This window comes from Nonomuraea sp. ATR24 (assembly GCF_041950485.1).
GTDB classification, from domain to species: domain Bacteria; phylum Actinomycetota; class Actinomycetes; order Streptosporangiales; family Streptosporangiaceae; genus Nonomuraea; species Nonomuraea ceibae.
The window spans coordinates 367,587-388,193 of sequence record NZ_JBGNUU010000001.1 but is presented as its reverse complement, the minus strand read 5'-3'; the positions used below and the strand labels follow the sequence as shown (position 1 = coordinate 388,193).

The following is a 20,607-nucleotide window of genomic DNA, read 5'->3' as shown; positions in this document are numbered from 1 at the left end:
AAGCGGTCTGGCTCGCGAGCCGAGGCCGATTCGGGCGAATTCGGGCAATGTGGCTGTATTACAGTTCTAGGCATGCTGCATGGCAGAGCCGACGAGCTGGCCCAGATCGACCGGCTGCTCGTCGCTGCCCGCGACGGCCGGAGCGCGGCGGTGGTCATCCGGGGCGAAGCCGGGATCGGCAAATCGGCACTGCTGGAGCACACCGCCGCTGCGGCCTGGGACATGCGGGTGCTGCGCACGATCGGCACCGAGGCCGAGAGCGAGCTGCCCTTCGCGGGCCTGCACCTGCTGCTGGGCCGCGCCGCCGACCGCGTTGGCACCCTTCCCGACCGGCAGGCCCAGGCGCTGCGCGGCGCGCTCGGGCTGGAACCGGTGTCCGGTCCTGAGCGCTTCCTGGTCGGCCTCGCCCTGCTGACCCTGCTGGCCGAGCTCGCCGAGGAAGGACCGCTGCTGTGCCTCATTGACGACGCGCACTGGTTAGATCCCGCCTCGGCCGACGCCCTGCTGTTCGCCGCCCGGCGCCTCAACGCCGAAGGGGTGGTGATGCTCTTCGCGGCCCGCGACGCGCACGCGCCGCCCTTCCCGGCACCTGGCCTCACCGAGCTGCGCCTCGCCGGGCTGGACCATACCGCGGCCGCGGACCTGCTGGCCGAACACGCCAGAGACCTGCCGCCGTACGCCCGCGACCAGATCCTTACCGAGGCTCGCGGTAACCCGCTGGCCCTCCGCGAGCTGCCCACGGCCCAGCGCGAGGGGCAGATCCCCGAGTACGCCTTCCATCTGGGCACCCTGCCGAGCCACACCCGCATCCAGCAGACCTTCGCCGACCGGATCGCCGCCCTGCCGGAGCCGACCAGGACACTGCTGCTGGTCGCGGCCGCCGAGGGCACCGGCGACCTCACCGTGGTCGCGCTCGCGGCCGGCCGGCTCGGCGCACCCGTCGAGCACCTCGACCCGGCCGAGCACAAGGACCTGGTGCACCTGACCGACGGGCGGCTCACGTTCCGCCACCCGCTGATCCGGTCCACCGCCTACCAGAGCGCTCCGCTGGGCCAGCGGCTCGCCGCCCACCAGGCCCTCTCCGATGCACTGCCCTGCGTCGGCAACATCGACCGGCGCGCCTGGCACCTCGCCGCCGCCACCACAGAACCCGACGCGTACGTGGCCTCCGTGCTGGAGAAGACCGCCGAGCACGCGCGAGCCCGGGGCGGCCACGCCGCCGTGGCCGCCGCCTACGACCGCGCCGCCCGGCTCAGCCCCGACACCCACGACGGTGCCCGACGGCTGGCCTTGGCCGCCCGCGCCGCCGCCGATGCCGGGCAGACCCGGCGCGCCGCCGAACTGGCCGACCAGGCCGCCCCGTTCATCACCGACCCGCTCGTCCGGGCGGAGCTTGCGCAGGTCCGCGCCCTCGACCTGTACGTACGCGGGCTGCCGAAGGCGGCGCACACCGTGCTGCTCGATGAGGCGCTGGCGAGCGCCGGACAGGTGCCACGCAAGGCCGCCTTCATGCTGTTCGACGCCATGGGCGCGATCTGGCCGACCGGGGACGCCGCAGCCCTCCGCGACACCGCGGCGCGCATCCGGAACCTCATGCCGACCAGCGAGCCCGGGACGCGTCCCTTCATCGAGGCTGCGTACGGCCTGGCGCATCTCGCCGCCGGCGAACCGGAGGCAGGACTCCCCGCCCTGCGCAAGCTGATGGGCAACGGCGAGCTCCTACGCGGGCTGCGGCCGATGGAACGGGCCTGCGCCGAGGAATGGGCCGTTCTGACCGGCGATCTCGACGTCGCCCACAAGTTGTCCACCACGCTGGAACGCGACTGCCGCGACCAGGGTGCCCTCGGCGTGCTCCCAGAGGTGCTCCGGGACCTGGCCCGCATCCAGCTCTTCCGCGGCCGGCACCGCGACGCGCACACCCTCGCGACCGAGACGCTGCGCATCGCACAGGATACCGCCCAGGTCCTCTACACCGACGACGCCCGCGGCGTGCTGGCACACCTGGCGGCCATCGCGGGCGAGGAGGAACACTGCCACGCGCTCGCCAGCCAGACGTACGACCGGCTCGGAGAGCCGCACGCGGACTGGGCCGCGAGCGCCCTAGCCCTGCTCGACCTTGGCCTGGCCCGGTATGAGGACGCGCTGCGGCGGCGTGAAGAGCTGGGCGCGGCAGCCGCCCGGCACAGCGTCATCGGCCTCTACACCCTGCCCGACCACGTGGAGGCCGCCGCCCGCCTCGGCCTGCCCGGCCGTGGCGCCGAACCGCTGGCCCGGTTCGAGGCCTGGGCCAACGCGACCGGACAAGCGTGGGCCCAAGCCGTCGTCCTGCGCTGTCGCGCTCTGCTCACACCCGATGAGGAGGCCGGCCCGCTGTACGCCCATGCGGTGCAGCTCCATCAGAAGAGCGAGCGGCCGTTCGAACGCGCCCGTACCGAGCTGCTGCACGGCGAGTGGCTGCGGCGCTCCGCGCACCGCTCCGACGCCCGGAATCCGCTGCGTTCCGCTCTGGAGATCTTCGAACGGCTCGGCGCCGCCCCCTGGGCCGACCGCGCCCGCAGCGAGCTACGCGCCACCGGCGAGAGCCGCCCCCGCACAGCGGGGGCGACCGACCTGCTCAGCCGCCTCACTCCCCAGGAACTACAGATCGTACGGCTGGCCGCCACCGGTCTCACCAACCGCGACATCGGGGCCCAGCTCTTCCTCAGCCCCCGGACGATCGGCTACCACCTCTACAACGCCTACCCCAAGCTCGGCGTGGCCTCCCGCAACGAGCTCGCCCGTCTGGACCTCGGCACCACCAGCTAACCGCCCTTATGCCCGGCCGGTGACCTCAGTGACCAGGACCGGGTTTTGATGGCCCGGCGCTCGGGTCGGCCTCCGGGGAGGACGGATTTGGCGGTAGCACTCTCTGTGGCATAGGTGACTGACAGTGCAGGCGTACGCTTCGGTTCGGATGTTCCTCGCGGCGTGCGTGTGTCGGAAAACGATCGTCTGCCGACACTCACCGAGCTGATCACGGAACCGCAGGTGAGCACTGTCGATAACTCGTGCCGAAAATCAATGTCGGTGAACGGTGTGTGGAGTAGATTTCGACAGCGATCTTCGGCTGCGCGCGGGTCTCGACCGCCGACCAGAACTCCGACCATCAGATCGGCGCACTCCTGCGTGAGGGCGACACCCGGAAGGCCACCCGCCTGGAGGGCATGATCGGCCCAGTCCGGCTTCGGCCGGGTGACCTGACGCTTCAGCACTGCCACCCCATGCCGAAGGACCATGATCTGAGGGAGGATTCGCCGCCGTAGCCAGTCGCGGGTGCGCGGTGGAGCCGGCCAGCACCGAAGCGCGCTATGCCCGTACGGCACAGCGCGCAAGGTGATCGCGGCCGGTCAGCCTGCCGCCGGGCTCTGCCCGCCGTCTTGGCGTACCGTCCCGAGGGGGATGAACCTCGGGCGAGGTCGGGTCGTTGCTCGCTGGTTGCTCGTCGGTACGGTTCCGGCGCATGGCTGCATAGTGCGTGGGGGTACGGGCCTCGGCTGCGTCGCTGGGACGGCTCGACTCTGCGAACCGGCCCGCGCGCCGGCGGGCACCGGGACGTGCCCTGCACTCAGGGCTACCGCTTCCACCTGCGCCGGCCTGGCTGCACATGGCGGCCACCACGCTCAGTCAGCACCTTTGGACCGGCCTGCGTACGGCATCTTCGCGGCCACGACCCTCCAGGAGTTGATGGACGGCTGGCGGGGCGCCGTACTCGGCGACTCTCACCACCACGTCGACTCCCTGCACCTGTATGAGCGGGACCTGCCCGCTATGGAGACGCCGTGGGAGGGATTCGACGCAGTCCTCGCCGACGTGCGGTCTGGCAGGCCGGTCCGCCATCCCGGCTGGAACGGCATGGCCGCGGTGCTGGCATGGAAGCGGGGTCACCGCGAGGCCGCTCTTCGGAGCAGGTGCCGCTGCCGCCGCTACGCCGACCTGGCTACCGAGCACAGCGTCGGTTCCGTCACGCGGGCTACTACTTCCTCATGGAGTGCCGCTCACCGCCGCGGGTGCTCGTGGCGGCGAGCGGTGGTCGCGTCAGTAGCTTCTGATGACGGTGGAGTTGTCGGCGTAGTCCCACTCGCGTGCCGAGGAGATGGCGTTCACCGTCAGGTTGAACGGTCCGGGCCCGGCCTCGTACCGTCGTACCGTCACCTCGAAGAACTGCGGGTACGAGCCGGACATCAGTTCGCAGGTCGCCGCGAAGGTGGCGATCTGGCAGTGGGCGGTGCCGTTTCGCACGCCGGTGATGACCTGGCCCTTGGACACCTGGAAGTTGACCTTCACCCGGTCCACCGGGCCTTCCGCGCCGACGCCGACGGCGTAGACCTCTGAGCCGATCGCCTCGCCGTTCACCCAGACGTTCGCCGGTGTCCCGGCGTGGGCGGCGCTGCTCAGCATCGTGGTGACGGCAAGGGCGGTAAGGGCGGTGATGGCCAATTTCTTCTTCATGAGAATCTCCTGTCAAAGTTCCGGCCGTAAGGAGCCGGAGGGGGTGAGCCTGTTGTCTCGGCAGCTCCCCCGGAGGTGGATCGGGGTGCCGGTCTCCTTCGTGATCGGATTCCTGGGCGATCACGAAGATACGGAGACGGCGGCGGCGGGGAATCCGCCGTGCTTAGGTACTTCCGTCGCACGCCTTCAGTACGGCGGCGGTCAGCTCGTGGTCGAGTTCGGTGTCGGCCTGGCCGGTGGCCGCCTGACCGATCTGCTGCTCGCGGACAACGAGGCCGCCGCCACCTCGCCCGCACCGACGCGCAGACCGGCGGATGACGAGAGCCGAATCGGAATCCACCTGCCTGCGGGCAGCCACTGTCGGGTGCGCCTGGGCCTCATCAGCGCCGGGCCTGACCAGCTATGGATCACCCGGGCACCCGGCCCGGGAGGGCAAGGGGTGCTGCCGCGTGGTCGTGGTGGCCGGCAGCTGAGACCGAAAACGGTGCACAACTTCCGTGGCGCACCGTACGTCTCATGCATGTGTGATCAGAAAAGCGATGGTTGCCGCCCTGGTGGTTGGCTCCGTACTGGCGGGAACGGGCGTGGCCGACGCCGAGGCGAGCAGGATTCCGAAGAATTTCCTGCTGAGTGAGAAGGAGGCGAGGGCGCCGCGGGATGAGGCGGACTCCATCGAGTACTGGTGGAAGATCAGCGACAAGCTGTCCAACCGTCCCCTGCTCGCCCCTTGCCGAGGGGCGCGCACTGTCCGCGACGGCCGGGTCGCGATGCGGACGATCACGCATCTGACCAGCGCCCCGTCGTCGGACGGCGAGCAGCTCGTGCTCTATCGGAGTGCGAAGGCCGCCCGCGCGGCCTTCCTCGGCCTGCGGGCCGAGGTGAAGCGGTGCCCTGGAAAGGACCTCCGCCTGATCGCCAGGACAGTGCGCATCGGGGACGAGGGCATGTTCGTGGGGAGGTACGACTACGACAAGGGCAAGCGGGATCGGGAGCCCGTCTCTTCGTGGGCGGTCGGGCGTCGGGGTGCGGCCTTGTTCGTCTACAGCGCCGATCAGGCTTACACCACCAATCCGGGCAAGCTGGTCACGGGCCGGGCGAAGCGGATGGCGAAGAAGGTGTGCGAGCTGCGGAACGTGTGCCGCTGAGCGAGCGGGTGGCAGGCCCGGTCGACCGAGGTCGTAGATCCGAAGTACGGGCAGGAACGTTCTGGCCGTCGACCAGGGCAGACAGTGGCCGTCATCGAATCGTCGTCAAGATCGAGCTCCGCAGGGGTGCCGTGGCGGGTCAGCCGATCTTGGGTGTGGCTCGCATGACGAGGGGACCGGCGGGATGGGCGGGGTGGCGTCCACACGCAGCCGGTGCCGCGGCGGGAGTGGACCCCGGCCGCCATGCGCCTGCACGGCGCGGACGTGCGGGTCGAGGAAATCATGCGGACGTGGTCACGGTGCCCGGGTGGCAGCACGGCAAGCTCGCCGAGCAGGGCGGCACCGAGCTGGTTCCGGACCAGAGCCCGGGTAACGGCCGAGCACCAGGACGGGGTGTCGACGCGGTCGGCCGGTAGCCTCCGGGTTACCTGCTGCACGGCTTCGACCGGCCCCTCCGGCTTGCCGGGATCAGCGAGGCGGAGCGCCCGGCGCTGCGGGTCCTCGTTCGGCTCCCCGGGAACCCGCTGGGGAGACCGGTTCCGGTAGGCCATGTTCGGCAGCGGTGACCGCGGTACTGTGGCCGAACAGGTGCTTGCGCCTCGGACGCCGCGGATTTCACCGTCCTCTTGTCTCGTTGGAGAACGGGGGAGTGTCCGACCGGTCGAGGGGGAAGCAGACGCTCTCACGCGGCCGCTGCTGTTCCCTGAGATCACCCACGTGCTCCGTGATGACGGCGTTCTGGTCAGCGTCAGTCATTTCGCTGCCGGCGGCCCGCTGTTCGAGTCACCGGCACGGCGCCTGGAGCGACTGTTCCGATGAGCCGGAAGGTGGGCGATGGCGGAGTTGCCGGTGATCCGGGACGGGCTGCTCGGCATCGCGCCAGGCCGGCCCGAGATCGCCGTCGGAACCCCGCAATGGCGCGCCTGGCTGGCCGAAGCCACCGCGTTCGCCGTCGAGCATCCGGCGGGAGGCTTCACCGTGCGCCGGGAGACGTCCGGCAATGGACGCGGCACGGGCTACTGGCGGGCCCATCGACGCGTCCTGGGCGTCCGGCGGCGGGTCTACCTGGGCGGTTCGCATCAGGTGACCGCGAAAGCGCTGGACGCCGCGGGCCACGCGCTCGCCGCCGCGGCGTCGGACAGCGAACCGCTCGAGGCCACCAAGGTCGGTGTCCCGCCGGCGCGTACGGGCGCGGTGGCCCGGCCACAGCTCTACGCCGCCTTGGACCGTGCGGCCAGGCTGCCGCTGACGCTCGTCTGCGCGCCCGCCGGGTCCGGGAAGACCACGACGCTGGCGGCCTGGGCGGCGACCACGTCGGCGCGCGTGGCCTGGCTGTCCCTGGACCGCGACGACAACGACCCGGTGACGTTCTGCCGGGGACTCGCCGCCGCGCTCGACGTCACGATGCCGGACACCGCCATCCACTCCCGCCCGGCCCTGCGCCGCCGTTTCGCCGGCCTGATCAACGAACTGGCCGGCCGCCCCGGCGACCTGGTCCTGGTGCTGGACGACTATCACCTCATCGGCTCGGCCGACCTGCACGACGCCGTCGCCCACCTCGTCGAGCGCCTGCCGCCACGCATCCATCTGATCATCGCCACCCGCTGCCCTCCACCCCTGCCGTTGGCCGCCTGGCGGGCCAGGCACCGGATGTGCGATCTGGACGCCGCACGCTTGCGCTTCACCACCACGGAGACAGCGGCGTTCCTGGGCGGGACGATGGGCCTGCGCCTCGGCGCCCGGGCCGTCGCCGACCTGCACGCGCGGACCGAAGGCTGGCCCGCCGGTCTGCAACTGGCGGCGCTGGCCCTGAGGCGGGGCGCGCCCGCCGGGCACGAGATCGCCGCAGCCACCGGCGACCTGGACGACTACCTGGTCACCGAGGTGCTGGACGGTCTGCCTGACGAAACCCGGCGGCTCGTCCTGGCCACCTGTGTCCTGTCCAGGTTGACTCCCGCATTGTGTGACGCGCTGACCGGCCGGACCGACGGCGCTCGAGCCCTGACCGCGCTCGCCGGCAGCGGCCTGTTCCTGTCCCCTCTCGACGCGAGCGACGGCTCGTACCGCTACCACCAGCTGTTCGCCGCGGCCGTGCGGTGGTACCTGGCCCGGCGGAGTCCCGAGCTGCTCCCGGAGCTGCATCGGCGCGCGGCCGACTGGCACGGGTCGGCTGGGGACCTGCGCGAAGCGGTCGAGCACGCCCTTGCCGGAGACGATCCGCACGCTGCGGCCCGGCTGCTGGCCAGGCTGGCCGAGCACGACGGCGGACTCTGGCTGGAACACGCCCGGCTCAGCCGGTGGCTGGGCAGGCTGCCCGAGCCGACGCCGGCCGACAACCCGGTGCTGTGCCTGCTCGTCGCTTTCACCCTCATCCACGGCTCGCTCCGGGAGGGGGCATGCTCCCATCCGTACGCGACGGACGATCCCGCCGCTTGGCTGGCGCGGGTGGACGCCGCCCGCCTGCCGCCGAAGGCGCGCGCCCTTCATGCCACGATCCTCGCGCACCGCCTCTTCCTCGACGGCTCACCCGCGGCGGCGATCGACGCCGCGCAGGCGGCCCTCAACGAGCCGTGCCTGACCGAGCCGGGCATGCGTCTCCAGACCGTGCTCCGGCTGACCGACCCGCTGGGCCACGGGGTCCAGGAAGGTCCTGGCCGGCGCGCCCAGCAGGAGTGCGCCCGTCTGAGCCGCTCCGAACACGACGTGACCCACCGCCTGGACGCACTGCTGGTGCTCGCGCAGGCGCATCTGTGCCGCGGCGACCTACGGCGGGCGATGGCGAGCTGCCGGGAGTCCGCCGCGCTGGCGGCGGCGCGGCGCGTCGAGCCCGACGAGCATCTCGGCGCGGCCCCGCTGGTGATGGTGGAGGCACTGTTGGAGGGGCACCGGATCAGCGAGGCCGTGGCACACGCCCACGACCTCCAGGCCACGACGGACCACCACGACCCCGGAGTACGGCTGCATGGATACCGGGCCGCGGCCGACCTCTGCCTGGCCCGCGGCGATGAGCGGGGAACGCTCCACGCATTCGACGCGATGGCGGACTACATCGCTGGAACGCCGGGCCTGGACAATCCCGGTTTCGGCGCCGCCGCGCGCCGGTCTGCGGTGGCGCGGCGAGCGTACGCGCTGCTGACGTTCGGACACCTGGCCGCGGCCGAGCACACGCTCACCCAGGCCAGAGCCATCACCGTGGCCGGCGGCGAACCTCCGGCGGGGCTGCGCCTCTACGAGGAACTGATCGCCGCCCAGCTCGCGCTGGCCGGACGCGACTGGGCCACCGCGGACGCGATCGCCTCGCAGGCGATGACGCGGCACGCCGACGTCGTCTGCGCCGCCTCCCACCTGCGGTTGCGGGTGGTTGCGGCGTTGGCTCGGCAGGCAGCCGGCGATCGGCCCCGGGCGCTGGCGGCCCTCGCCGGAGCGCTCGCGCAGGCGGCGCCGGGCGCGTACCTCAGACCGTTCGCCGAGCATGGCGATGACCTGGCCCCCCTGCTCGCCGAGGCGGCAGGCAAGGCGCGGCAGCTCGCCGTCCAGGAACGCTTCACCCGCCAGGCCTACCTGGCCTGCACCGGCACCGCAGGCGCCAAGCCCGGCGCACCGGAGCTGAGCGGCCGCGAGATCGAGGTGCTGAGCCTGCTGGCCGAAGGACTGTCCGCACCGCAGGTGGGCGAGCGCCTGGGCCTGGCGGCCAGCACGGTGCGGTCCCACCTGGAACGCGTCTATGCCAAACTCGGCGCCCACACCGGTCCACAGGCGGTGGCCCGCGCCATCCGCCAGGGTCTGCTCCCCGGACCTGTTGGGTAGGAGCGCCGATGTTCGGCCCGCCGGCTACCGGGCGGTATTAGGGCAATCGCCGGAGGCGGCACACCGGTCACGTCCCTACCTTGTCTGCGGTGACTTCGAACCCATCGCCGACCTCCCATGACACCGGCACGCGCACCGAGCCACCGCATGCGCTGTGGATGTTCTTCGCCCTCGCCTTCGCCTTCAGCTGGCTGCTCTACCTGCCGATCGTGCTGTCCGACGATGGGCTGGGCCTCCTGCCGATCGGCAAGGACAGCTGGCTGCTGGACGTCTGTGTGATCGCGGGCTCGTTCGGCCCGCTGGCCGCGGCCCTGGTGACGCTGCGCACCACCGCGGGCCGGGGCGCGGTGCGGAGCCTGCTGCGGGGGCTGCGATCCTGGCGGGTGCCGGCGCGCTGGTACGTCCTGGTGATCGGCGGCGTTCTCGCGGTGCCGGTGATCGCCGCCTTCGCCATCCCGGGCACCGCCGCTCACTTCACGTTCTCGGCGGACGTGGTGCCGTCACTGGTCATCATGTTCCTGACGGTGCAGCTCGTCATCGGGGCGCTCGGCGAGGAGCCGGGCTGGCGGGGATATGCCCTGCCCAGGCTGCAGCAGCGGTACGGCCCGCTGCCCGCCGCCCTCATCCTCGGGCTGATGTGGGGCGGCTGGCACCTGCCGCTGTTCGCGTCGTCGGCATGGGCGGACCCCAAGGGCGGCGCCACCCCGGGCGCCATCGTGCAGTTCCTGCTGCTGACCACGGTCCTGACCGTCTTCATGACCTGGGTGTTCAACAACACCGGCGGCAGCCTACTGATCATGGTGCTCCTCCACGACGCGTTCAACTCGGGCATGAACGCGGTCAGCGACCTCTTCGGCGGCTCCCCCATGACCCGGAGCTACGTGCTCCTGCCCTCGATGATCGGCTTCGGCGTACTGGCGGTCCTCGTCCTGCTCACCACTCGCGGCAGGCTGTCGCATCGACGCTCCTGACCGGACGGGTCCGCCGAGCGTGGCGCAGATCGCCGCGTCCACGAGCAGAACCCCAGAGCGCTCCACAACGGTGACGGCAACCTGCATCGACCCCGAAAGGGCCACCGTGCCTCTCGAACGCGCTCGGAGACCGCTGCGGACACGCGAGGGAAACGCCAGGGAAACACGTCGTCCCGTTGGGTGAGTTCGCGACTCACGCCTCATCTCGGCGGCGTGACCCGTCCAACTACGACGTGAGGACCCAGGCATGACCCCTCCAGCCGATCCCCGTACCCCCGGCCGCCGCGCGTTCCTGCGGCGGACGGGGCTGGCCGTGATCGCCGGCGCGAGCCTTCCCCTGCTGCCTTCCGCGCCGAGCCCGGCGTTCGCCTCCGCGGCCGACCCTGATCAGCTGTTCAAGGCGGGCAGGTTCGCCGAGGCCGAGCGCGGCTATCGCCGTCTCCTGCGCGAGGATCCGCGGAACGCGCACGCGTACGCCCAGGTCGGATACCTCGCCCTGCTGTGCAACCGGTTCGGTGACGCCGAGCGGCATCTGTCGAAGGCCATCGCCCTGGACTCCCGCGACATCGCCTCCACACAACGGCTCGCCGAGACCTTCGTACGGCAGGACCAGTTCGCCCGCGCGGTCCCGTTGCTCAGGAGCACGGGCCGTCCCCGTGACAAGGGCCTCGTCGAGCAGTACTCGCGGATCAGCGGCACACCGTGGCAGATACACGGCGCGCAGAGCACGCGGGTGCCGTTCCTCACCCTGGACCCGGTGCCTGCGGTGGAAGCCTCGGTGAACGGCGGGCCGCCCGCGAAGTTCTGGCTCGACACCTACGCGACTCTCGACCTGTCGCAGGAGGCGGCGGAAGCGGCGGGGCTGCGCGCGGTGGCCGAGCTGCCCGGAGGGGTCGCCGACACCCATCCCATCACCATCTACCTGGGCATTCTGGAATCGTTCCGGATCGGGAACATCGAGATCCGCAACCTGCCGGTGCAGTGGAGCGACGTGCAGCGGCCACCGCTTCCCGACGGCTCACAGGTGGCCGGCGCCTTCGGCACCACGATCTTCTACCACTTCCTGACCACGATGGACTACGCGGGCAGGGCTCTGATCCTGCGGCGGAATACCGTGAAAGCGCCGCGCCCGCGCGCCCGAGGTGACCGGCTCCCGCTGTGGCTGGCCGGCGACCACTTCCCCTGCACGGTCGGCAGCCTGGGCGACTACGGCCCGCGCATGGTCACCGTCGACACCGGCGGCATCGGCAGTGCCATCGACACGACGGCGGAGATCGCCGAACGGGTGGACGGATTCGAGGTGGACTACGCGCACCCGAACGAGCGGTTCGGCATCAAGAGCTATCCGATCACGGCCGAGCGGATCAGCCTGGGCCGGGCGGTCAGGCACGGCGTGCGAGGCCTCGCCTTCGAGAAGGCCATTCCCGGTTTCCCAGGTCCCGGCCAGTCGGAGCCGTTCGGTTTCGACCTGATCGCCAACTTCACCCACGAGTTCTTCAAGCCGTTCGCCATCACCTTCGACTACACCGACATGCACCTGTACATCACGCGCGGGTGAGCTTGCGCCGCCCTGCGATCGATCACCAGCCAGGCTGGGTGAACAGCCCGGCTTCCGTTCGAGTGAGGTGCTCAGCCGAGCGCGGTGGGCTCGCCCCGGGAGGCTTGGGGCAGGCCTTGTGCAGTGCGCAGTGATACGCCGTGGGTGTCCGGTCAGCGGTGGGTGGGCAGGCCGAGCCCGAGCAGGTGCACGGGGGGCGAGATCACCGACTGCGAAAGGTCCGCGAACGGCACGCCGTACGTTCTCAGCGCGGCGACGAGCAGCCGGGCGGCGGTCCGGGCCTCTTCGGGCCCGAACGCGGGGAAGCGGCGGATCAGCCGGCCCTCGGTGTCGGGCGAGTCCGGCCGCGACCAGCCGAGCCCGATCAGGTCGCTCTCCCAGGTGGGGCCGGGTTCGGCGGGGATGGCGGCCTGGATCTCCAGGCCCCACGCCGGGTCGGTGGTCCACTGCGCGTAGGCGCGCTCGCGGGGGGTGCGGATGACCGCGGTGAAGTGGCTCGACGGCTCCAGGAGGGCGAAGTCGGCGACGACCGAGTGCAGGGTCCTGGCCAGCCGTTCCTCGAACTCCGCCCAGCCGTCGGCGGTGTAGCCGCCGGGGATGAACAGGTCGGTCGCCTCCGGCTGCCGGCCGATCATCTGCCAGTAGCCGAGCTGCCCGAGCCCGTCCTCCGCCTCGGCCCACTGCGCGGTGCGGTACTCGTCCTTCTCGACCGCCTCGGCAGGGCAGGCTCGCAGGTAGGCGGCATCGCGGATCCGTTCCAGCTCCAGCAGCCGGACGGGGCCACGCCAGCGCAGCAGCGGCCCCGGTCCGCGCAGGAGGGACGGCGGGCCGAGCACCTCCTCCAGGAACGAACGCAGGGCGAGGAAGAGCTTGTCGCCCTGCCCGGCGCGCAGCGAGATCTGGGTGCGGACGTCGTCGGCGCCGTGCCGGGCGAAGGTTCCGCTCTCAGGGCCGAGAACGGTGTCGTACTCCTCGGCGCGATACAGCCTGGGGAACCGGGCGCGCCGGGCTTTTTTCTCGGGGGAGTGGACCGCGGCCTGCCAGCCGAGGTGCTCACGGGCGCGGCCGAAGGCGGCGTCGTCCCACCCGGTCAGGTCTAGGGTGGCGAAGCGGCGGACGAGCTCGCGGAGCTCGGCGTCGTCGGGTGTCATGCCGGGTGATCCTAGCCGGGGCCTGTCGTGGGGCCGGTGCGTGGCATGCGCCAGACTCGTCTGGTGGAGGCCGGGGAGCGGGACGTGGTGGCGGGGCTGGACTCGGTGAACTGGTCGGTGGTGCTCGATCCCGGCACCGCCGCCGGATACGGGCCAAGGCTCGTGATCGACCTGTGGCGGGTCGAGGCGGCCGAGGCGGCGGTCCGGACGTTGCGCCGGGTCTGTGGTGTGGGCGAGTACCTCTATCCGGCGGCCGTCGAGCTGCTGCCCTTCATGGCCGTGGCCGCCGCCGACCCGGCCGTGCCGGTCCGTGCCCTGCTCGTCGAGTCGATCGGGGAGATCGCCGCGACCGCCGTCCGCGCGGAGGCCCTCGGCCGGCCGGTGCGGCTGCCCGCGATGGCCTCCCTGCGGACCGGTCCCGGCCCGTCGGCTGCCTCGCGAGCGCGCCGGGTTTCGGCCGCCGGCTGGCCGCGCGTCTGGGACCGCGTCGTCACCGGCCTGTGCGCGTTGCTGGACGACCCTGTCCAGCCGGTACGGCGGTGCACCGCGGTCGCCCTGACGCAGGCGACCGGCCGGGCCGAGGAGGTCACCCGGCTCCTCCAGTCCCGCTGCGCCGCCGAGCACGACCCCGTGGTGGCCGAACACCTCCTCGCCGCCCTCGGCGAACTCGCCACCCACGTGACGGAACCACGCCGGCGGGAGATCGTGACCTGGCTCCGCGCCCACCTGAAACCAGGGGACGCGGCGCCGGCCCAGGAGGATCCCCACCCGTCCTCGCACGACTCCCATCCGCTCTTCGCGGATCCGCATCCGGCTCCGGAGGGCAGGCGCCCTGCGGATCGTCCTCACCCGAACCGAGGCGACGGGTCCTCGGCAGGCGACGGCCGGCCGGAGGTCCGGGTGGCCGCGGTGCGGGCGTTGCGGCGCGTGCTGCCCGGCCAGGACGACCCGGCCTACGCCCGAGCGGTGGCTGAGGTGCTGCTCGACCCCGGCTGGAGGCCCTCGACCCGGCGCGCCGACCTCTTCGACCTGCAGGCCTCGGAGGTGCGCGGCATCGGCGAGCTCCTGGGCGAAGACCTGCCCGGCCTCCTGGGCCTCGCTCGCGCCCTGCTGAGCCACGACCACCCGGAGCACCGAACCGGCGGCCTGGAACTCGCCGCCGCCCTCCTGGCCGACCGGCGTTCGGCGGTCCCGGCCCTGCTGCCGGTCCTGGCCGGGCTGGTCGACGACCCACTCGCCGCCAACCGCGCCTTGGCCCTGCGAATCCTGGCCATGTGCGGATCCGCCTCCCGCCCCTGGGCCGACGCCGCAGCCGCGCACGCGACGCCGGCCGGCGAGCCGGATCCGCTGGTCCGGACTCAGGCGTTGTGGGCACTGGCCAAGATGGGCGACGACCGGTGCGTGCCCTTGCTGGCCGTACGGATGGCCGCCGGCCCGCGCCGGGAACGGCGGGACGGCTTCCGCGACTGGTTGCCGCTGTCCAACGTGGGCCGCTGGAGCGACCTGGAGCTGAACTTCTGCGAGCTGCTCACCCTCCTGCACGCCCACCACCGCGACCTGCTGCTCCCCTTGATGGCCAAGATGGCGGCCCGGCACGACCGGCGCCACTACCCCCTCGTCCTGGCCGCCTGGCACCGGGCGGGCGTCCCGGTGGTGCCCGGCCTGGTCGAGCTGCTCGACACCGGGTACGCGCTCTGGGCGGCGCACGCGCTCGGGGCGATCAGCCCCGGCCCGGTGGCGGCCGGCCGCGAACGCGGGCTGCGCAGGCTCCTCGGCCCTCTCGATCCCGGGGGCCGGGATCCGGCGCGCATCGACCCTCTGATCCACTGGCGGCTGACGGGGGACGCCGAACCCGTCCTCGCCGCGCTGGACGGCGAGGACACGGCCTCCTGGTACCGCGCGGAGATCTACGCCGAGCTGGGACCGGCGGCGGCCGGGGGAGCGGAGTGGCTACGGCAGGAACTGCGGACCCTGCCCCCTCTGACAGGCGTGCGCCACCTGCGGGCCCTGTGGCGGGTCACCGGCGACTCCGACGAGGTCGTGCCCGCGTTGCTGGCGCTGACCGCCCCAGGCACGGGCGCTTCCGACGCCGCCCCGGCGTTGGTCACCCTCACGGAGATCGCCCCGACCGGCGAGGTCCTGGACCGCCTCCGGAACCTGATCCACCAGCCCCACCGCCTCGGCCACCGGCACACCCTCGCCCTGGCCCGCGCGCTGTGGCGGCACAGCCGCCGCGCCGAGGAGATCGTCCCCGCTCTGATGACCCTGGTCGAGCAGCTGAGCGAGCCCAGCGGGTGGTTGCCGCACAGCCGGCTGGAGCCGCTGGCCCTGCTCGCGGAGGTCGCCGCCGCCGACCCCGAGGGCGTCGCCCCGGCCCGGCCCCGGCTCCGCGCGCTCCTCGACCTCGACCGGCGCCCGTTCACCTACCGCAACTGGCGCCCCGTCGAACGGCGGCACTGGCGCTCCGTCGAGGACGACGAGGCTCTCCGCGCCGCGGCCCTCGGCGAACGCTTCGCGGCGTCTGATCATTCGCGTACGGGCAGGCCGCCAGGTGGCCGCAGGCCGCGGCATACCGCTGCCTACTACTGTGCGGTGCCATGAAACGACTCTTGACGGTGGCTGCCGTTACGGCAGCGACTGCTATGACACTGACGCTCAGTGCAGCTCCGGCCAGCGCAGCAGGCCACGAATATCGCACCAAGGAGGCCTGCACGGCGGCAAAAATCACCCGTTCGATGATGTACCCCTCGCGGTACTACTACTGCACCAAGTCGCTGGCGCCCAACGTGGGCCACTGGCTCCTGTACTGGCGTGCACGATGATCGCCTTTCCCATGTCTGCAGGCAGTGTGGCGGGTGTCTACCGCTTCGACTTCGGCCAGGGCGCCGATGTTGCACGGACACTGCCTCGGACCCGTGAGGCCGGCCCGTGAACCTCACCGGTGCTCGCGCCCGCATGGAGACGCGCGCGTCCGTGGGCGGCGGGCTGATGCACCGTCTCGGCACAGAGCGCAGGTCGAGTCCCGGCGGGCGATCCACCCGTTGACGGGTCTGGCGGCGCCCGGCTTCTGCCGGCCCCGCCTGGACGTGCGTCCGTCTGCCGTCTACCCGATCGTCGACGATCGAGGGAACAGTGCGCGGACGGCGGCGCGGACACGGCCGCTCGCCTGCTCGGGTGTCGAGGTGTCGAACTTTCCGTCGAGGTGGAGGAAGGCGAGGCCATGGGCCAGCGCCCAGACCGCGTCCGCCAACGGCTCGGGGTCACGGTCGGGAAAGACGCCGCGTACCAGGTTGTGGAGATAGCCGGAGATGGCGGTGATCGCCGCGGCGCGCTCCTCGCTGGCCGGGTCGCACGGCTCGGCGAACATGATCTTGAACATCGCGGGCCGTTCGAGGGCGAAGCGAACGTAGGCGACCGCGATGTCGGCGAGGTCGTCGGGACTCTTGGGCGCGGGATGGGCTGCGGCCAGGTGCTCGGTGAGCTCGCGGTAGCCGTGTGCGGCGACCGCGGAGACGAGTGCGTCGCGGTCGGCGAAGTGCCGGTAGGGGGCCGTCGGCGACACGCCTGCCCGCCGTGCCACCGCCCGCAGCGACAACCCTGCGGCGCCGTCCTCCTCCAGGAGTTCCCGTGCGGCACGCACGCAGGCGGCGCGCAGATCGCCGTGGTGGTACGAGCTGCCGGGATGCGGCACGGGACGCTCCTTCCGATGTATGCGCTGCACACAATCGTACCGTGGCGAGATCAGCGGGCGCCGAGGGCCTTCAGCACCTTCAGCGCGCTGGTCAGCAGGTTCGCCCAGCCCTCGGGAGAGACGCGGCCGGGTGGTGAGAATCCCAGCAGGCGCTGGTGGGCCACGGTTTGAGGTTCGGTGTACTTGAGAAATCCGTCGGCGCCGTGGCGACGGCCGAGCCCCGAGTCGCCCATGCCGCCCATGGGTGCGTCGATGCTGCCCCAGGCGGCGGCGAACGCTTCGTTGACGTTGACCGTCCCGGCGCGCACGCGGCGGGCGACCGCGCGGCCGCGTGTGGCGCTTCGAGACCAGACGCTGGCGTTCAGTCCGTACGGCGAGGCGTTGGCCCGCGCGATCGCCTCGGCGTCGTCGCGGACGGCGTAGATCGCGACGACCGGCCCGAAGGTCTCGTGCGCGTACAGCGCCATGTCCGGGGTGACGTCGGTGAGGATGGTCGGTTCGTAGAACAGCGGCCCCGCATCGGGTCGCGCCCGGCCGCCCGCCAGCAGCCTCGCGCCCTTGGCGACGGCGTCGTCGACGTGCGCGGTGACGGTGGCCAGCTGGGCGGGCGTGGTGAGGCTGCCCACGTCGATCGTGTAGTCGTAGGCGGCGCCTAGCTTGAGCCGCTTCGTCCGGGTGACGAACGCGTCGACGAACCGGTCGCGGATCGACTCGGCCACGTAGAGGCGTTCGGCGGAGACGCAGAGCTGGCCCGCCGAGGGGAAGCAGGCGGCGACGGCGCCGTCGGCGGCTCTGTCGATGTCGGCGTCGTCGAGGACGATCATCGCGTTCTTGCCGCCGAGCTCCAGGGACGAGCCGATGAGCCGTTGACCGGCGTCCCTGGCCAGGAGGCGCCCACTGGCGGTCGAGCCGGTGAACATCAGGTAGTCGGCGCCGTCCATGAGCGGCTCCCCGAGGGACCTCCCGCGTCCGACCACCATCTGCCACACCCCGGCCGGCAGACCGGCCTCTGTCATCAAGTCGAGCGCCCACAGCGCGGTGAGCGTGGTCTGGGTGTCAGGCTTCTGGACGACGGCGTTGCCGGCCATGAGTGCCGGGATGGCGTCCCCGGCGGCCATGCTCAACGGGTAGTTCCACGGCGAGATGATCGCGACGACGCCCTTGGGGTGGCGCAGCTCGGTGGTGTGGGTGAGCACGGGGATCGCGCCGCGGCGGCGGCGGGGCGCCAGGAGCTTGGCGGCGCTGCGTGCGTAGTAGCGGGCGGTGATCGCGGTGTCGGTCACTTCGAGGAACGCGTCGCGGCGGGTTTTGCCGCTTTCGGCCTGCATCAGGTCCAGCGCCTGGTCCTGGCGGGCCAGCACCAGGTCGTGGAAGCGCAGCAGAACGGCCTTGCGTTCGGCGATCGGGGTGGCGGCCCACGCGGCCTGGGCGGCGCGCGCCCGGGTGAAGGCGTTCTCGACGTCGGCCGGCGTGGAGACCGGCAGGTCAGCGAGAGGAAGACCGGTGTAGGGGGCGTGGGTGGTGACCCGGTCGGCGTCCGGTGCGGCGGTGACCAGGCCGCTGAGCCGGTTGAGCAGGGCCGGTGTCAGGCGGGCGGGCAGGATCGCCCGGTCGGTGATCATGAAGGGTTGCCTGCCTTCCGGTTCGGCACGGAGAAGGGGACGGGCAGGTGCAGGGCGATCTGGCCTTCGGTGACGACGTCGAACTGGATGGTCCTGATCGGCCGCAGCGAGCGCAGATCGTCGGACAGGCGGCCCTGTCCGAGCTGCAGCTCGAGTCCGCGGGGCAGGCGGGCGCTTCCGGCGGAGAGCATGTTGGTCTGGCTGAGCGTGGAGTGCCAGGACTCCCCGATGCGCGTGTAGGAGGTGAGCGTGGAGACCTTGGCGCCGCTCGGGTACGCGCGTTGCGAGGGAGTGGCGGCGCTCAGCGCCAGGTCGGTTCCGCCGGTGTCGTTGGCGACGCGGGCGATCGTCCGGTGGGCGTCGATCTCGACGTCGAGGCCGGTGACCCACTTGGGAAAGCCGTAGCCGTCGTGCCCGCGCACCTGGGCGATCTCGGTGCTGACCGGCAGGGACAGCACGTAGGAGTCGAGGCTGTCGTTCTTGAGAGCGGCGAGCAGGTCCACAGAACCGAGCCGGCCGTGCCGGGCCGGCTGGACGGCGATGCCGACGGCGGCCTCGGTGTAGAAGTCGATGTCGCAGACGTCGTAGCGGAAGAACATGGCCGACACCAGGCCCACGCCGGGCGCGATCTCCAGGGGAGCCAGCTCGGCGGGCAGCCGGCCGCGGATCGCGCGGGACGGGGCCGGCATGGTGAGCCGCGCGGTCGAGACGCGGTAGTAGAAGTTCGGGGTCAGCGTGGGCCCGATGGGCGAATCCACCCGGGTCTTGGGCAGGCGCCGGAAGAAGTCGACGCTGCTGACCCGAGGGTCGCGGGCCACCTCGTCGAGATCGGTGTCCATCCGGTAGCGGTCGTACAGCCCGCCTTTCGGGACGGTGACCGTGCGGCTGCCGAGGGTGACCTCGACGGTATCGGGCTGTGCCGATGGCATTCGTGCCCCCTTTCAATGTTTGCGATGCATACATCAACGTACGCACAGCATGTAAGCACTGTCAACACTGGGCAGGGGCGGTCCGCACGGCTGGTCCGGTTACTGCGGGTGCAGGGCCGTCTTCAAGGCGTCGACGGCGAGCTTGCGGGCGACGTTGGCGGCGCGCGTGTCGCGCAGGCTGTCCAGCAGCAGGAAGTCGTGCACCATACCGGCCACCCGGACGGCGGTGACGTCCACGCCGGCCTCGCGCAGCTTGTTGGCGTACTGCTCGCCCTCGTCGCGCAGCACGTCGGCCTCGTCGGTGATCACCAGCGTGGGGGGCAGCCCGCGAAGCTGCTCCAGCGAGGCCTGAAGCGGGGAGGCGTACACCTCGGCACGCTGCGCCGGGTCGCTGGTGTAGGCGTCCCAGAACCACTTCATGCCGTCGCGGGTCAGGTAGTACCCCTCGGCGAACTGCACGTAGGACGGGGTGCCGAAGTCGGCGTTGGTCACCGGATAGAGCAGCACCTGGGCCTTGAGGTCGATGCCGCCGCGCTCCTTGTTCATCAGCGCGAACACCGCGGACATGCAGCCGCCGACCGACTCGCCGGTCACGGCGACGCGCGAGGTGTCCAGGCCGTGTTCCGCGCCGTGCTCCATGACCCACTGGCCCACGGCGTAGTTCTGCTCGACCTGGGTGGGGTACTTCGCCTCCGGCGCCCGGTCGTAGACCGGGAACACCCCTGCCGCGCCCGCGCCGACGGCCAACTCGCGAAACAGGCGGTCGTGGGTCTTGTCGTCGCCGAAGACCCAGCCGGCGCCGTGGATGTAGAACATCACCGGCAGCGGCCCGCCCGCGCCCCGGGGCCGGATGATGCGGACCCGGACCGTCCCCCACTGCCCGGTGTCCACCTCGACCCATTCCTCGTCCACCTCCGGGCGGGGCACGCCGGGGCCGCTCTGCAGGTCGAGCAGGATCTGGCGGCCCTGCTCCGGTGGGACCTCGTAGATGCGCGGGTGCGGGTCGGTCGCCTCGGCCAGCTCTTTCGCGGCAGGCTCCAGGTAAGGTGTGATCGGCGGCGGAATCGCGGTCATGTTCACTCCGTGTCACGAGCACAGGCATGCTCTGTCGTGCGGCTCGACGGGCCGCGCCTGGTGGACTCCCCCAGACATTTCTGGGCGGCGACGACTTACCTACCCAGAGTGACGAATCCTGAGTCCTGGGCCCGGAGGCGAGTGCTGACGCCAAGAGACGCCGGTCCCGCC

General features: G+C 71.8%; 12 protein-coding genes. 6 read left to right on the top strand and 6 right to left on the bottom strand.

Annotated elements, in window-relative coordinates:
* Window positions 1-72 precede the first annotated feature (72 nt).
* Complete coding sequence (locus ACBI99_RS01820; RefSeq protein WP_219503117.1) at window positions 73-2,805, top strand: helix-turn-helix transcriptional regulator; 2,733 nt, start codon at window positions 73-75, stop codon at window positions 2,803-2,805.
* A gap of 1,269 nt (window positions 2,806-4,074) precedes the next feature.
* Here the strand turns inward: ACBI99_RS01820 and ACBI99_RS01815 are convergent.
* Window positions 4,075-4,488: a hypothetical protein gene (locus ACBI99_RS01815; protein WP_219503115.1), complete on the bottom strand. Its 414-nt coding sequence runs from the start codon at window positions 4,486-4,488 to the stop codon at window positions 4,075-4,077.
* A gap of 524 nt (window positions 4,489-5,012) precedes the next feature.
* Between ACBI99_RS01815 and ACBI99_RS01810 the strand changes: the two genes are divergently transcribed.
* The 4 genes from ACBI99_RS01810 (at window position 5,013) to ACBI99_RS01795 (ending at window position 11,969) form a co-directional block, all read left to right on the top strand.
* Complete coding sequence (locus tag ACBI99_RS01810; RefSeq protein WP_375071538.1) at window positions 5,013-5,633, top strand: hypothetical protein; 621 nt, start codon at window positions 5,013-5,015, stop codon at window positions 5,631-5,633.
* Between the two features lie 834 nt (window positions 5,634-6,467).
* The gene (locus ACBI99_RS01805) at window positions 6,468-9,440 is read left to right on the top strand and encodes a LuxR C-terminal-related transcriptional regulator (protein WP_375071537.1); all 2,973 of its coding nucleotides are present in this window, start codon (window positions 6,468-6,470) and stop codon (window positions 9,438-9,440) included.
* Between the two features lie 89 nt (window positions 9,441-9,529).
* Window positions 9,530-10,411: a type II CAAX endopeptidase family protein gene (locus tag ACBI99_RS01800; protein ID WP_357591817.1), complete on the top strand. Its 882-nt coding sequence runs from the start codon at window positions 9,530-9,532 to the stop codon at window positions 10,409-10,411.
* Window positions 10,412-10,658: 247 nt separating this feature from the next.
* On the top strand, window positions 10,659-11,969 hold the full coding sequence (locus ACBI99_RS01795) for a M48 family metallopeptidase (protein WP_219503104.1): 1,311 nt from the start codon (window positions 10,659-10,661) through the stop codon (window positions 11,967-11,969).
* Window positions 11,970-12,121: 152 nt separating this feature from the next.
* Here ACBI99_RS01795 and ACBI99_RS01790 read toward each other — a convergent pair whose 3' ends face one another.
* Window positions 12,122-13,120, bottom strand: coding sequence for a hypothetical protein (locus ACBI99_RS01790; RefSeq protein ID WP_375071536.1), 999 nt, complete (start codon window positions 13,118-13,120; stop codon window positions 12,122-12,124).
* A gap of 45 nt (window positions 13,121-13,165) precedes the next feature.
* On the opposite strand from ACBI99_RS01790, the gene ACBI99_RS01785 reads away from it, so the two are divergent.
* Window positions 13,166-15,721, top strand: a complete 2,556-nt coding sequence (locus ACBI99_RS01785) for a hypothetical protein (protein WP_375071535.1) — start codon at window positions 13,166-13,168, stop codon at window positions 15,719-15,721.
* A gap of 502 nt (window positions 15,722-16,223) precedes the next feature.
* Here the strand turns inward: ACBI99_RS01785 and ACBI99_RS01780 are convergent.
* The 4 genes from ACBI99_RS01780 to ACBI99_RS01765 all read right to left on the bottom strand — a co-directional run bounded on the left by ACBI99_RS01780 (window position 16,224) and on the right by ACBI99_RS01765 (window position 20,436).
* Window positions 16,224-16,811 (bottom strand): TetR/AcrR family transcriptional regulator, encoded by a 588-nt coding sequence (locus ACBI99_RS01780; RefSeq protein WP_375071534.1) that lies wholly within the window; start codon window positions 16,809-16,811, stop codon window positions 16,224-16,226.
* A 50-nt stretch (window positions 16,812-16,861) separates the two neighbouring features.
* Window positions 16,862-18,433, bottom strand: coding sequence for a succinic semialdehyde dehydrogenase (locus tag ACBI99_RS01775; protein WP_375071533.1), 1,572 nt, complete (start codon window positions 18,431-18,433; stop codon window positions 16,862-16,864).
* Complete coding sequence (locus tag ACBI99_RS01770) at window positions 18,430-19,362, bottom strand: acetoacetate decarboxylase family protein (RefSeq protein WP_357591827.1); 933 nt, start codon at window positions 19,360-19,362, stop codon at window positions 18,430-18,432. The genes ACBI99_RS01775 and ACBI99_RS01770 overlap by 4 nt, the downstream gene beginning before the upstream one ends.
* Window positions 19,363-19,461: 99 nt before the next feature.
* On the bottom strand, window positions 19,462-20,436 hold the full coding sequence (locus tag ACBI99_RS01765; protein WP_375071532.1) for an alpha/beta hydrolase fold domain-containing protein: 975 nt from the start codon (window positions 20,434-20,436) through the stop codon (window positions 19,462-19,464).
* Window positions 20,437-20,607 lie beyond the last annotated feature (171 nt).